The sequence below is a fragment of the Pandoraea pulmonicola genome, assembly GCF_000815105.2.
Classification (GTDB): domain Bacteria; phylum Pseudomonadota; class Gammaproteobacteria; order Burkholderiales; family Burkholderiaceae; genus Pandoraea; species Pandoraea pulmonicola.
Window position 1 is genome coordinate 5,110,481 of sequence record NZ_CP010310.2, and the last position, 13,383, is coordinate 5,123,863.

12 protein-coding genes are annotated in these 13,383 nt (G+C 64.6%); 7 read left to right on the top strand and 5 right to left on the bottom strand.

Annotation, left to right across the window (positions count from 1 at the left end):
* Positions 1–2 precede the first annotated feature (2 nt).
* The 6 genes from glyQ to gloA all read left to right on the top strand — a co-directional run bounded on the left by glyQ (position 3) and on the right by gloA (position 6,084).
* Positions 3–941: a glycine--tRNA ligase subunit alpha gene (glyQ, locus tag RO07_RS21975; protein WP_039405783.1), complete on the top strand. Its 939-nt coding sequence runs from the start codon at positions 3–5 to the stop codon at positions 939–941.
* Positions 938–3,118 (top strand): glycine--tRNA ligase subunit beta, encoded by a 2,181-nt coding sequence (gene glyS, locus RO07_RS21980; protein ID WP_039405784.1) that lies wholly within the window; start codon positions 938–940, stop codon positions 3,116–3,118. Before glyQ ends, glyS begins: the two co-directional genes overlap by 4 nt.
* A gap of 24 nt (positions 3,119–3,142) precedes the next feature.
* Positions 3,143–3,736 carry a D-glycero-beta-D-manno-heptose 1,7-bisphosphate 7-phosphatase gene (gene gmhB, locus RO07_RS21985; RefSeq protein ID WP_052266797.1) on the top strand — a complete coding sequence of 198 codons (594 nt, stop codon included), beginning with the start codon at positions 3,143–3,145 and terminating at the stop codon, positions 3,734–3,736.
* 84 nt (positions 3,737–3,820) lie between these two features.
* Positions 3,821–4,606, top strand: coding sequence for a lysophospholipid acyltransferase family protein (locus RO07_RS21990; protein WP_039405786.1), 786 nt, complete (start codon positions 3,821–3,823; stop codon positions 4,604–4,606).
* Positions 4,607–4,690: 84 nt separating this feature from the next.
* On the top strand, positions 4,691–5,572 hold the full coding sequence (locus RO07_RS21995) for a M48 family metallopeptidase (protein WP_039405789.1): 882 nt from the start codon (positions 4,691–4,693) through the stop codon (positions 5,570–5,572).
* Positions 5,573–5,682: 110 nt separating this feature from the next.
* Positions 5,683–6,084 (top strand): lactoylglutathione lyase, encoded by a 402-nt coding sequence (gene gloA, locus RO07_RS22000; protein ID WP_039405791.1) that lies wholly within the window; start codon positions 5,683–5,685, stop codon positions 6,082–6,084.
* Between the two features lie 111 nt (positions 6,085–6,195).
* Here gloA and RO07_RS26785 read toward each other — a convergent pair whose 3' ends face one another.
* Entirely contained in the window at positions 6,196–6,633 is a 438-nt protein-coding gene (locus tag RO07_RS26785) for a rubredoxin (RefSeq protein WP_072637230.1), read from the bottom strand.
* A gap of 238 nt (positions 6,634–6,871) precedes the next feature.
* Here RO07_RS26785 and RO07_RS22010 point away from each other — a divergent pair, with 238 nt between their 5' ends.
* Positions 6,872–7,762, top strand: a complete 891-nt coding sequence (locus RO07_RS22010) for a DMT family transporter (protein WP_039405794.1) — start codon at positions 6,872–6,874, stop codon at positions 7,760–7,762.
* On the opposite strand, the gene rsmA is transcribed toward RO07_RS22010, so the two are convergent.
* Genes rsmA through RO07_RS22030 form a run of 4 tightly spaced genes read right to left on the bottom strand, consistent with a single transcriptional unit; the run spans position 7,737 to position 13,359 of the window.
* On the bottom strand, positions 7,737–8,579 hold the full coding sequence (gene rsmA / locus RO07_RS22015; protein ID WP_039405795.1) for a 16S rRNA (adenine(1518)-N(6)/adenine(1519)-N(6))-dimethyltransferase RsmA: 843 nt from the start codon (positions 8,577–8,579) through the stop codon (positions 7,737–7,739). The genes RO07_RS22010 and rsmA overlap by 26 nt on opposite strands.
* A 9-nt stretch (positions 8,580–8,588) precedes the next feature.
* Positions 8,589–9,647, bottom strand: coding sequence for a 4-hydroxythreonine-4-phosphate dehydrogenase PdxA (gene pdxA / locus RO07_RS22020; protein ID WP_039405798.1), 1,059 nt, complete (start codon positions 9,645–9,647; stop codon positions 8,589–8,591).
* A gap of 42 nt (positions 9,648–9,689) precedes the next feature.
* Entirely contained in the window at positions 9,690–11,057 is a 1,368-nt protein-coding gene (locus RO07_RS22025) for a peptidylprolyl isomerase (RefSeq protein WP_052266798.1), read from the bottom strand.
* Complete coding sequence (locus tag RO07_RS22030; RefSeq protein WP_052266799.1) at positions 11,050–13,359, bottom strand: LPS-assembly protein LptD; 2,310 nt, start codon at positions 13,357–13,359, stop codon at positions 11,050–11,052. The genes RO07_RS22025 and RO07_RS22030 overlap by 8 nt, the downstream gene beginning before the upstream one ends.
* Between the last annotated feature and the right edge of the window lie 24 nt (positions 13,360–13,383).

A 13,383-nucleotide genomic window follows, 5' to 3' on the forward strand; every position in this document is an offset into this window, starting at 1 on the left:
TCATGCTTACCTTTCAACAAGTCATCCTGACGTTGCAGGATTACTGGGACAAGCAAGGCTGTGCGTTGCTCCAGCCTTACGACATGGAGGTCGGCGCCGGCACCTCGCACACTGCCACGTTCCTGCGCGCAATCGGCCCGGAGCCATGGCGCGCTGCCTACGTGCAGCCGTCGCGCCGTCCCAAGGATGGCCGTTACGGTGAGAACCCGAACCGCATGCAGCACTACTACCAGTACCAGGTGGTGCTCAAGCCGGCCCCGGAGAATATTCTCGATCTGTACCTCGGTTCGCTGCGCGCGCTCGGCCTCGATCTGACCGAGAACGACGTGCGTTTCGTCGAAGACGACTGGGAGAACCCCACGCTCGGCGCCTGGGGCCTGGGCTGGGAAGTCTGGCTCAATGGCATGGAGGTGACGCAATTCACCTACTTCCAGCAGGTCGGCGGCCTCGACTGCAAGCCGGTGCTCGGCGAAATCACCTACGGGATCGAGCGTCTGGCCATGTATCTGCAACAGGTCGAGAATGTGTACGACCTCGTGTGGACCGAATGGGAAGAGCAAACGGCAGACGGCCCGGTCAAGCGCCGCCTGACCTATGGCGACGTGTTCCATCAGAACGAAGTGGAGCAGTCGACCTATAACTTCGAGCACTCGAATCAATCGATGCTGTTCGGCTTCTTCGACAACTACGAGAGCGAAGCGAAGCGCCTCATCGAAGCCGAACTGGCGCTGCCCGCCTACGAGATGATTCTCAAGGCCGCGCATACCTTCAACCTGCTAGACGCGCGCGGCGCCATCTCGGTGACCGAACGTGCGGCATATATCGGCCGTATCCGGGCGCTCTCGCGTCTGATCGCCCAGGCCTACTACGCTTCGCGCGAGAAGCTCGGCTTCCCGATGCTGCACGCCCCCGCCGCCCAACACCCAACGCAAGCCGCATGATGAGCACCGCACAACGCACCCTGCTGGTCGAACTGCTGACCGAAGAATTGCCGCCGAAGGCGCTGGCGCGTCTGGGTGACGCGTTTGCCGACGGCATTGCCAACGGCCTGCGCACGCGCGGGCTCGTCACTGGCGAGAGCGTCGTGACGCCCTACGCCACGCCGCGCCGCCTCGCCGTGACGATCTCCAACGTGCCCGAGCGCGCGCCGGACGCCACCATCCGCGCGAAGGTGCTGCCCGTGTCCGTCGCCCTGGACGCCGACGGCAACCCCACGCCGCCGCTCGCGAAGAAGCTGGCCGCCATGGGCTTCGCCGACCTGCCGCTCGCCAGCCTGGAGCGCGCCATGGACGGCAAGGCCGAAGCGTTTTTCCACACTTACACCGCGGCAGGCGCCCAGTTGGCCGACGCGCTGCAGGCCGCCCTCGACGACACGCTCGGCAAGCTGCCGATCCCGAAGGTGATGAGCTACCAGCGCCCGGACGGCGAGACGGTGCAGTTCGTACGCCCGGTGCACGGTCTCGTCGCCCTGCACGGCGAGACGGTCGTGCCGATTACGGCCATCGGTCTCGCGGCAGGCAACAGGACGCAGGGGCACCGTTTCCTGTCCAAGGGTGAAGTGGTCATTACCAATGCCGACACCTATGCGGCCCCCCTCGAGGTCGAAGGCAAGGTGATCGCAAGCTTCACGGGCCGTCGCGACGAGATTCGCAAACAACTGCTCGCCACGGCCGGGCGCGACCACGTGGTCATGCCCGACGCGCTGCTCGACGAAGTCACCGCACTCGTCGAATGGCCCGCGATCTACGCCTGCCACTTCGAGAAGGAATTCCTTGCCGTGCCGCAGGAATGTCTGATTCTCACGATGCAGACGAACCAGAAGTATTTCGCGCTCACCGACAAACCGCTCGCCGAGGGCGGCCGTCTGACGAACCGCTTCCTGATCGTCTCGAACATCGCCACCGCGCATCCCGAGCAGATCGTCACCGGCAACGAGCGCGTGGTGCGCCCGCGTCTGGCCGATGCGAAATTCTTCTTCGAGCAGGACAAGAAGAAGCGGCTCGCCGAGCGTGTGCCGCAACTGGCCAACGTCGTGTATCACAACAAGCTCGGCTCGCAGCTCGAGCGCACCGAGCGCCTGGTGAAGCTCGCCGGCGCGATTGCGCAGATGATCGGCGGCGACGCCACGCTCGCATCGCTCGGCGACGAGACGGCGCAAGCGGACGATCGCGACCTCAAGCTGACCGAGCTCGCCGCGCGCGGCGCACTGCTTGCGAAGGCCGATCTGCTGACCGACATGGTGGGCGAATTCCCGGAGCTGCAAGGCACGATGGGTACGTATTACGCCCGCCACGACAACGAGCCGTCGGCCGTCGCACTCGCCTGCTCGGCCCACTACCAGCCGCGCTTCGCCGGCGACGCATTGCCTGCCGGCTACACCGGCACCGTGGTGGCGTTGGCCGACAAGCTCGAGACGCTCGTGGGCATCTGGGGCATCGGTCTGCAACCGACCGGCGAAAAGGATCCATTCGCGCTGCGTCGCCATGCGCTGGGTATCGTGCGCATGCTGGTCGAAAAGCGTCTGCCGCTCATGCTCAGGGATCTGCTGAACGCGGCCTACGCACAGTTCTCGTCCGGCGTGGCCGGCGCCGGCTATCTGGACGAAGTCGAGGCCTTCGTGCTCGACCGCCTGCGCGGTTATCTGCGCGAGCGCGGCTACGCGGCCAACGATATCGAGGCCGTCCTCGCCCATCCGCACGCGATGGCCACGAGCCTGGGCGACCTGCTCGACCGTCTGGATGCCGTGCGCGCCTTCTCGGCGCTGCCGCAGGCCGAAGCACTGGCCGCGGCCAACAAGCGCATCGGCAACATCCTGAAGAAGACGGCGCCGCCGCCCGAGGGCAAGGTCGACGAATCGTTGCTCGAGGAGCCGGCCGAAAAGGCGCTCAACGCCGCACTCGAGAAGGTCACGCCGGAGGTGACGCGCTACTCCGGCGAGCGCCAATACACGCAGGCGCTGTCGGTGCTGGCCGAGTTGCGCGACGCCGTCGATGCGTTCTTCAACGACGTGATGGTGATGGCCGAGAGCGAGAAGCTTCGCAACAACCGCCTCGCGCTGCTCTGGAATCTGCACGTGCAGATGAATCAGGTGGCCGATCTCTCGAAGCTCGCCGCTTAATTACTCCGCACCCGACGCCCGCATATGGATTCGCGCAAAGACCGCACTCCCGGCCCCGCCGCCCGCAAACTGGTGATTCTCGATCGGGACGGCGTCATCAACGTCGATTCCGATCAGTTCATCAAGTCGACCGACGAGTGGGTGCCGCTGCCCGGCAGCCTCGACGCCATCGGTCGCCTGAATCAGGCCGGTTACCGGGTGGTGGTCGCGACGAACCAGTCGGGCGTTGGCCGAGGACTGTTCGACATGGCGACGCTCGGGGCGATGCACGCGAAGATGTCGAAGCTGGTCGCTGCGGCCGGCGGGCGAATCGACGCGGTGTTCTTCTGTCCGCACACGTCGGCCGATGCATGCGACTGCCGCAAGCCCAAGCCCGGCCTGTTTCAGGAAATTGCACGGCGCTACGAGATCGACCTGACCGGCGTGCCGGCCGTGGGCGATTCGCTGCGCGATCTGCAGGCGGCCGCGGCCGTCGGCGCGCATCCGCATCTGGTGCTCACCGGCAAGGGCAAAAAGACGCTGGCGGACGGCAATCTGCCGGAGGGCACGCGCGTACACGACAGCCTCGCGGCGTTCGTGAAAGACCTGCTCGCCGAAGCCGACGCCAAGGGCGCATGAGCGGGGGCCATCGCAACACACAAGACGGCCACCCAATGGCATAGGACAATCGCTCAGGCGACCCACACCCGACACACCAGACCGATGCTGCAACTTCGCTCGATTCTCTTCTTCATCTTCCAGATCGTCTGGACGATTCCGTACGCGATCGCGTGCATCGTATCGTTCCCGTTCCTCACGCGCGTACAGCGCTACTGGTTCGCGGTGGGCTGGTGCCGGGTCGTGCTGCACGTAGCCGACGCGCTGTGCGGCATTCGCTACCGCGTGATCGGCCGCGAGAACCTGCCCGACACGCCCGCGATCCTCCTCTCGAAGCACCAGTCGGCGTGGGAGACGATTGCGCTGCCCGCGCTCATGCCGCGCCCGCTGTGCTACGTGTTCAAGCGCGAGTTGCTCTATGTGCCGTTCTTCGGCTGGGCGCTCGGCCTGCTGAGCATGATTCACATCAACCGCAGCAAGGGCACGGACGCCTTCCAGTCGGTCGTGCAGCAAGGCCGGCAGCGGCTCGCGGAAGGCTCGTGGATCATCATGTTCCCCGAAGGCACGCGCACGAAGACCGGCTCGCGCAACAAATACAAGTCGGGCGGCGCCCGCCTGGCGGCGACGACCGGCACGCCGGTCGTGCCCGTGGCGCACAATGCCGGACGCGTCTGGCCGCGCAATTCGTTCACGAAATATCCGGGCGAAGTCATCGTCTCGATCGGTCCGGTGATCCCGACGGAGGGACGCACGGCCGAAGCCGTCAACGCCGATGTCGCCGAATGGATCGAGCGTGAAATGGTGCGCATCGACCCGGCTGCCTACACGTCGGAGCCGAAGGCCCGCACGTCCGACGCCACCGACGCCCCCGACACGACACCACGAACCTGATTCGCATTCCGAGACCGTCTCATGTCGAACGACCAGCCCGCCACCCGCGACACCCGCTCCCGGCATGAGACGCCTGCCCCCCAGATGGAGCTCGACCTGTTCGGCAGCCCCGGCGCCGAAACCAATGGCGTCGCCACCGACGTGTCCGCCGCCGTCGCGCCTGGTTCGGCCGCGCTGAGCCCTTCCGTTGTCGACACCGGCACCCTCCAGGCACCGCCCGTCAGTCCGCGCCGCACGCCAGCCAACGGCGAACGCGTGATCGTGCTCGACGGACACGCGCTCTATTACCGTTTCAAGCGCTCGTCGCGCCGCACCATCGGTTTCATCATCGACGAGTCGGGCCTCGCCGTGACGGCCCCCCGCTGGGTCACACTGGTCGACGTCGAAGCCGCCATCGTCGAGAAGAAGCGGTGGATCTTCAACAAGATCGCCGAGTTCCGCGAGCGCGCCGCACAGCGCGTAATCCCGCGCGTGAACTGGATCGACGGCGCCACGCTACCGTACCTCGGCCACACCTTGACCGTGCGGCTGGGCGGGCGCGCCGGCGCGACGCAATACGACATCCATACGCATACGCTGTGGCTCGATCTGCCGCCACAGGCTGCCCCCGAGCAAATGCGCGATCGCGTACAGGGCTGGCTGCAGCAGGAAGCTCGCAAGCTCTTCACCACGCGGCTGGAAGTCTACGGCGAGCGGCTCGGCGTGCGCTACAGCGCGCTGGGACTGTCCTCGGCGGCGACGCGCTGGGGAAGCTGCAGCGCCGACGGACGCATCCGGCTGAACTGGCGTCTGATTCACTTCCCGCTCGGCGTGATCGATTACGTGGTCGCGCACGAACTGGCGCATCTGAAGGAGATGAATCACGGCCCACGCTTCTGGCAGGCCGTGGCGTCGATCTTCCCGGAGTTCGAGGCCGCACGCGATGCACTCAAGTCGCACGCGCCCGAGTGGCTGCCGGAATTCTGACCCCGCACAGCCGTCACCACGAAGATTGTTTCAACGCTGCATGAACTCGGCTCATTTTCATGGTCACGGGTACAATCGAGGCTTCGTTGTCCCCACCCCGTGAAAACACCATGCGAATGCTCCATACCATGCTGCGCGTCGGCGACCTGCAGCGCTCGATCGATTTCTATACGCGTGTGCTCGGCATGCAACTGCTGCGTCAAAGCGAGAACACCGAATACAAGTACACGCTGGCCTTCGTCGGCTACGGCGCCGAGTCGGAGAACACCGTGCTCGAACTGACGTACAACTGGGGCGTGGAAAAGTATGAGATCGGCACCGCCTTCGGCCATCTGGCCGTGGAAGTCGACGACGCCTACAAGGCCTGCGACACGATCCGCGCCGCCGGCGGCAAGGTGACGCGCGAAGCCGGTCCCGTCAAGGGCGGCACCACCGTCATCGCCTTCGTGGAAGACCCCGACGGCTACAAGATCGAACTGATCCAGAAACGCTCGGCCAAGGGCGATCTGTAAGCAAGGGCATGTCGTGGCGCCTCGCGCGCCGCATGGCCTCTTGCCTTGTGCCTCGCATCATATGCATCGTGGCATCGTGCCGGTCGCTTCCAAGCGGACCGGCGCGACACATCAGAACTCCACCATCGCGAAATCTTCCTTGCCCACGTCGCACAGCGGGCAACGCCAGTCCGCCGGCACATCCTCCCAGCGCGTTCCCGGCGCAATGCCGTCCTCGGGATAACCGGCCGCTTCATCGTAAATCCAGCCACAGATCACGCAGACCCATTGGCGCGACGCCACCTCGGCTCCCGCTGCGCTACTGCGCTTTTCGTCCTGCGCTGCCGACGCAACGACGCCGCTAGGTGCACCTGGGTCGAGCAACGTAAATACGAGCGGCGATTCGGTACCCGAAGCGTCGCGCCGCGGCGTATTGAGATGAGTTTGCAACGCGGCAAGCAGCGCCTGCGCTTCGTCGCGGGTGAGATCGATCCAGAACGGGTCGCCAGCCCCGTCGTTGAGCCTGGACGGAGAAAACTGGAGTTCGACGGCAGAGCCTTTCTTGTACATACGAAACGCGGAAATGAAGCTGTAGCGGCCGCCGCACGACGCAGCGGCCCGCGCCGAGCATTGTATCGGCGCCGTGGCGTGCAATAAATCGAGAAATCGGGGAGACATTGTGCCGCACGACGCAACAATGATTACCCCTGCCGTCCGCACCAGAATGACGCCGCTCAGGTCGGGATCGGAGACAATGTTCGGCACTCGCGCATCGTGCTCACGATGCATCGTTTTCCGAACGAACGCCATGACAACCACAACGCGCCAGATCGATGCCGCCGCACTCGCCACCATGGTGGCGCTGTGCGCCGTATGGGGCGGCCAGCAGGTCGCCATCAAACTCGCCGTGCCCGCGGTGCCGGCCGTGCTGCAGGCCGGCTTGCGCTCGGTCATCGCCACGGCGCTCGTCGGCGCCTGGATGTTATGGCGACGTCAGAAGCTGCTCACCGGCGAAGGCACGCTGCCGGCGGGCATTCTCGCCGGTGTGCTGTTCTCGGCGGAGTTTCTCTGCATCTTCGAAGGGCTCACGTACACGAGCGCATCGCGAATGGCGATCTTCGTGTACTCGGCCCCTTGCTTCACGGCCATCGGTCTGCACTGGACCGTGCCCAGCGAACGGTTGCGGACGACGCAGTGGTTCGGCATGGCGCTAGCGTTCTGCGGCATCGTCGTGGCGTTCTCCGACGGTGGCAGTACGAATCTCGCCACGACCTGGCCAGGCGATCTGCTGGGCATTCTGGCGGGTGCGTTGTGGGGGATGACGACGGTGGTGGTGCGCGCGTCGCGGCTGGCAACGGCCGCCCCGTCCAAGACACTGCTCTATCAGATTGCCGTGTCTGCCGTGCTGCTGAGCGCACTGGCGCTCGTAACGGGCAACGTGCACGTCGGCCCCATGACGTCGACGACCTGGTTGAGCCTCATCTACCAGTCCGTCGGCGTGGCGTTCGCGAGCTACCTGATCTGGTTCTGGCTGCTTACGCGCTACAGCGCCGCCCGGCTCGCGTCGTTCTCGTTCCTCAGCCCGCTGTTCGGCGTCACCTTCGGCGTGCTGGTGCTCGGCGAGTCGATCGGCTTGCGCTTCGTCGGCGCCGTCGTGCTGGTGTTCGTCGGAATCAGTCTTGTGAACCGGCGCCGCTGACCGCGCGGATCGCGCGTGCGAGGTTCACGTATTCGTCGACCGGCACGTCTTCGGCGCGACGGGTGAGGTCGAAGCCGAGCGCGTCGAAATCGACCCGGTCGCGATAGCTGTGCAACGTGTTGCGCAGCATCTTGCGACGCTGCGAGAAGGCTTGCGCAACCACCGCTTCGAAGACGTCGAGATCGACCTGCGGCAAGTCGGCCACCGCGCGAGGAATCATGCGCACCACGGCGGAATCGACTTTCGGCGGCGGATTGAACGCGTCGGGCGGCACGTCGAGCACCTTGTCCATCCAGTAACGGTACTGGAGCATGACCGACAACCGGCTATAGTTACTCGAGCCGGCGGGCGCCACCATGCGTTCGACCACTTCGTTCTGCAACATGAAGTGCTGGTCGCGTACGAGCGTCGCATAGCGCATCAGGTGGAACAGCAGTGGGCTCGAAATGTTGTACGGCAGGTTGCCGACGATGCGCAGGGGCGCTTCGTCGCGGCGATCGTCGGGCACCAGCGAGCCGAAATCGAAGTCGAGCGCATCGCCCGCATGCACGCTCACGCGTTCGCCGAACTTGCGCGTCAGGCGCGCGACCAGATCGCGATCGAGTTCGACCACGTGCAGATGCGAGAGCCACTCGGTGAGCGGCGTCGTGAGCGCGCCCAGGCCCGGGCCGATTTCGACCATCAGGTCATCGGTGCGCGGCGAGATGGCGCTCACGATCGCGTCGATCACGCCCATATCGACGAGAAAGTTCTGACCAAAACGTTTGCGCGCCACGTGGCCCTGTTGGACGCCCGTGCGCTTCGTTGCGCTACTCATGTGAATTCCTTAAGAACGCGGTGGACGCGTCGTCGTCGCGGCGGCGGTCGATTGTGCGTGTGTGGCGGCGTTGGCGGCCATTGTCGCCGCCGTGCGGAGCGCTTCGAGCAGGCTGCCGCTCTCGGCTTGCCCGGTCCCGGCGAGGTCGAGCGCCGTGCCGTGGTCCACCGACGTGCGGATGATCGGCAGGCCGAGCGTGATATTCACCCCCGCGCCGAAGCTCGCGTACTTGAGCACCGGCAGGCCCTGGTCGTGATACATCGCGAGCACCGCATCGGCGCCTTCGAGATGCCGCGGCTGGAACAGCGTATCGGCCGGGTACGGGCCGTGCGCGTCGATGCCCGCCGCGCAGGCGTCCGCCAGCGCCGGGGTGATGACGTCGATTTCCTCGCGGCCGAGATAGCCCGACTCTCCCGCGTGCGGATTCAGGCCCGTCACGAGAATGCGCGGGCGCGTCACGCCGAAATGACGCATCAGATCCTGATTCAGGATGACCAGCGTCTCGAGCAGTTCATCGCGGTGGATGGCGCCCGGAACCTGCGCGAGCGGCAGATGCGTCGTGGCGAGCGCCACGCGCAGCCCGCCGCCGGCGAGCATCATGACGACGCGCGGCGTGCCGGTGCGTTCGGCGAGATACTCGGTGTGTCCGGTGAAGGGCACGCCGCAATCGTTGATCGTGCTCTTTTGCAGCGGGGCCGTGACGATGGCGTCGTAGGCGCCGGCAAGCGCGCCGTCGATGGCGTCGTCGAGCAAGGCAAGCACATAGCGACCATTGGCGGCGTCGAGTCGCCCCGGCTGCGATGCGACCGCGAGCGGATGGTGCACGACGCGCACTCGGCCGCCAACCAGCAGATCCTGCCATGCGTCGCCCAACCCCATGGCCTGCGCGCGCGCGGCAAGCAGCGAGTCGTCGCCGAGGACGGCGAACCGGCACCGATCGAGGGAAGCGACGGCAGTGACCTCCGGCGAAGCAAGGCACTTCACGAGCGCCTGCACCGTCAACTCCGGCCCGACACCCGCCGGTTCACCCGTGGTGATGGCGAGGACGAAGGACCGGTCGGAAGTCATGCCTGAAAGGATGGGAGGTTGGCGATACGTCTCACGCAGCGCTTACTGCTGCGCGGTGTTCAGACGATAATCGACATAGGCGCTATCGCGCAATTGCTGCAACCAGTCGCGATACTGCTGTTCCGCCTTGCGGTTGCGCAGCTCCTGCATCGCCAGATTGCGCTCCTGGTCGCCCGAGACCTGCGATTCGCGATGACCCAGCACCTGGATCAGGTGGTAGCCGTACTCCGAGCGCACCGGATCGCTGATCTGGCCGTCCTTGAGTTCCGACATCGCGCGCTCGAACGCCGGCACCGTCTCGCCCGGCGAGATCCAGCCGAGATCGCCGCCCTGGGCGGCCGAGCCGTCCACCGAGTTCTTCCTGGCGAGATCGGCAAAGTCGGCCTTGCCCGCTTCGATCTGGGCCTTGAAGTCGGCAAGCTTCTGGCGCGCCTGGGCTTCGGACACGCCGTCGCCCACGCGAATCAGGATATGGCGGGCGTGAATCTGCGGCACCGTCATGCCCTGCTCGCCGCCCTGCTTGCGCGTCTCGACCAGTTTGATGACGTGGAAGCCGTTGTTGCTGCGCAGCACCTGCGGCACGAGCGTGCCGGGTTTCAGCGTCTTCACCTGGTTCAGATAGAGATCGGGAATACGTTCGGGGATGCGATAGCCCATGTCGCCACCGTTAGCGGCGTCGGACGCATCCGAATATTGCTTGGCCAGCGCCGCGAAATCGCCGCCGGCCTTCGCCTTGTCCAACGCTTCGTTGGCCTTCTTCTGTGCGGCCTCGACCTGCTCGGGCGTCGCACCGTCGGGCAGTTTCACGAGAATTTCGCTGATGCGGTACTCGTTTTCCGACGGCGCCGCCGAGGCGCCGCGCTGTGCGGCGAGGAACGCGTTGATTTCCGATTCGCTCACCTGGATCTGGCTATCGACTTCTCGGTCGCGCAGGCGCGCCAGAATGATCTGTTCGCGCACTTCCTTGCGGAACGCTTCCCAGGGCACACCGGCTTCCTTCAGTTGCGCCTTGTATTGATCGACGCTCAGGCGGTTGTCGGCGGCAATACGCTGCAGCGCCTGTTCGACGTCGGCATCCTTCACGACGATGCCGTCTTCCTTCGCCCGCTGGAGTTGCACCTGCGTGACGATCATCTGTTCGAGCGCCTGACGCTGCAGCGTGTCGGCGTCCGGAATCGAGCGCTTGGCGAGCGTGAGCTGATGCTTGGCCTCCTCGATACGCGCGTCCAGCTCCTTGCGGGTGATCACGCTGTCGTTGACCACGGCGACGATGGAATCGACCGGACGTGTCGACGACGCGGGCGCCCCGGCCGAGCTGGCGCTCACCGGTGCCGGCTGCGCTACCGCCACCCCGGCGACAAGACATAGGCCCGCCAGCAGCGAGGCACGCTTCACAAACATGTCATTCATAGTTGCTGAATCGAGAAGGAATCTGGTTCGTCGGCGGCGACTGGTAGCCTGGCACACCGATCTTGAAGGCTTCCGTGGCGCTGTTGCCCGACTTGGCCAAGCCCTTCAACTCCAACTGGCCGAAGAAGCGTGTCGTCGTCGTCGTGGCGTTGGTCGCATAGCGCTGAGCCCCGACCCGGAAGGCCCAGCAGTCGGCATCATACTCGAATCCTACCAGGGCATCGACGAACGTCTTGTCGCTGATGCTGTAGTTCAAACGGCTGACGATCCCTAAGCGAGGTGTGATCGGCCATTGCCCTGAAAGTTCGATCTGGTTGATCGGGCTGGTCGTCAGCACCGTCTGCCCGACGACGGGCGGCGGATTGCGCAGGTAACGGTAATACAGGTTCAATACGTGGCGTTCTCCGGGGCGCCACGTCACGCCGACGTCCGAACGCTTGAACTGCGAGGTGTTCGGGCTGTATTGAACGGCCGTGTTGAACGTGATGTTGCTGTAGAGCAGTGCAGAGCCACCAACCAGGAAGTCGGACACACCGACGTCTTCCGGCACACCACCAGGCATCGTCACGCGCGATTGCTGGATGTTGTAGCGCTGTGCGTACCAGACGCGGGCGCGCTCGATCCCCGACTCCGCATCGATCAGGCGGGAGGTCAGCGCCATCGTGACGCGGTTGGCGTCCTGAATGCGGTCGACACCGATGAACGAATTTTCGCTGAAAATTTCAGCGAGGTTAAAGTCGGACACCGCACTGTCGAAAATCGGAATCGAACTCTGGTTTCGATAAGGCGTGTAGACGTAGAACAGGCGCGGCTCCAACGTCTGTTTCATAGCCGATCCGAACAAACTGACCGGGCGCTCGAACGTCAGTCCGGTATCCAGGCTGATCGTCGGTACCGTGCGCGTGATCGACGATTGCATGGTCGAGTTGTTTGGGTAATCGACGTTGTACGAGGCGGCATTGAAGATCACCTTCGGCACAACGAAGTAGCCCGGCGTCAGGATCGGGTAGCTCAACGTCGGTTGTGCGTACAGTCGCTCACCATTCGGCTGACCGGTCCACGAGGCGATCTGGAACCGGTTGTACCGGACCGGCATCGTGAAGTCGAAGCCGTGGAAATCCAGCTTGCTGTACGAGGCCGACAGTTCCGGCACCGACTCGTATTGAGGCGAGCTTGGGGCCAGCGTTTGGTATTTCAGCACTCGAGCGAGGAACGACCAATTGCCGTAACTCCACGTCAATCCGGCTTCCCGGTTATACACGCGCTGCACGCCGGTCTGGAAATTGGTACTCGACCCAAAGTCGTCTGGATATGTGTCGTCAGACACCTTCGTAAAGTTGACGTAGGCATTGACGCCATAACCGAGGGACTGGCTATGCTGCCACGTAAACGTATAACGGGCGTCGCCCGTCACGCGATCCTTCGGCAGGTATTCGATATGGAACAACCCGCCGTAGGTCGGCTCCATATACCGGAAGTCGCCGTTGAGCATCACGCCGCGCTTCGTCAGGAAGCGCGGAGCAATCGTCAGATCGCGGTTCGGCGCAATGTTGAAATAGTACGGCGTCATCAGTTCGAAGCCGGTCCGAGTCGACTGCGAGAACGTGGGCGCCAGAAAGCCTGAACGCCGCTCGGTCGACGTCGGAAACGACAGGTACGGACTGGCGAAAATCGGCACCCCCTGAAAGAACAGGATGCCGTTATAGGCCGTACCTTCCTGCCGCTCCTGATCGAATTCGAACTCGGACGCCTTGATGTACCAGGCAGGCGTCTTGTCCTCGTCCGTACACGCACAGCCGGAATACGTGCCGCGCTGCAGCGTTACGACGTTGTTCGCCTCGATGTCGCCGCGCTCGGACTTGCCGCCGCCGCCCGACACGAGCTTGTAAGTCGGCGTAAGCATGTAACCGTCGCCGGCGCCCGTATACATATGAGCTTCGGGTCCGATGAACAGGTTGCCGCCCTGCGACAGGTGGGCATTGCCATGCGCCACGACCTCGTCCGTGTCCTGATCGTAGGTCAGACGGTCGCCCTTCACGAACGAACGGTACTTGCGCGCCTCGGCGTCGCCGTCGACCGTTGCGTCGACATTGGTCCGGCCGGTGAGATGCATGCCGCGCACGTACATCGGCACGTCCTCTCCCGCGCCGAGAGGGTTGTCGACGAGCGCTGGCACTGTGCGCAACACGAGGCCGTCGCTCTTGGCAATGTCGGGAGGAGGGGCTTCCTGCGCACCGGCGATCGAACACCACACTCCGGGGACGGAGAGCAGCAATGCCAGCGGCTTGCGCCGCGTGCGCATCAGGCGCCGCAGCGGAGAAACATC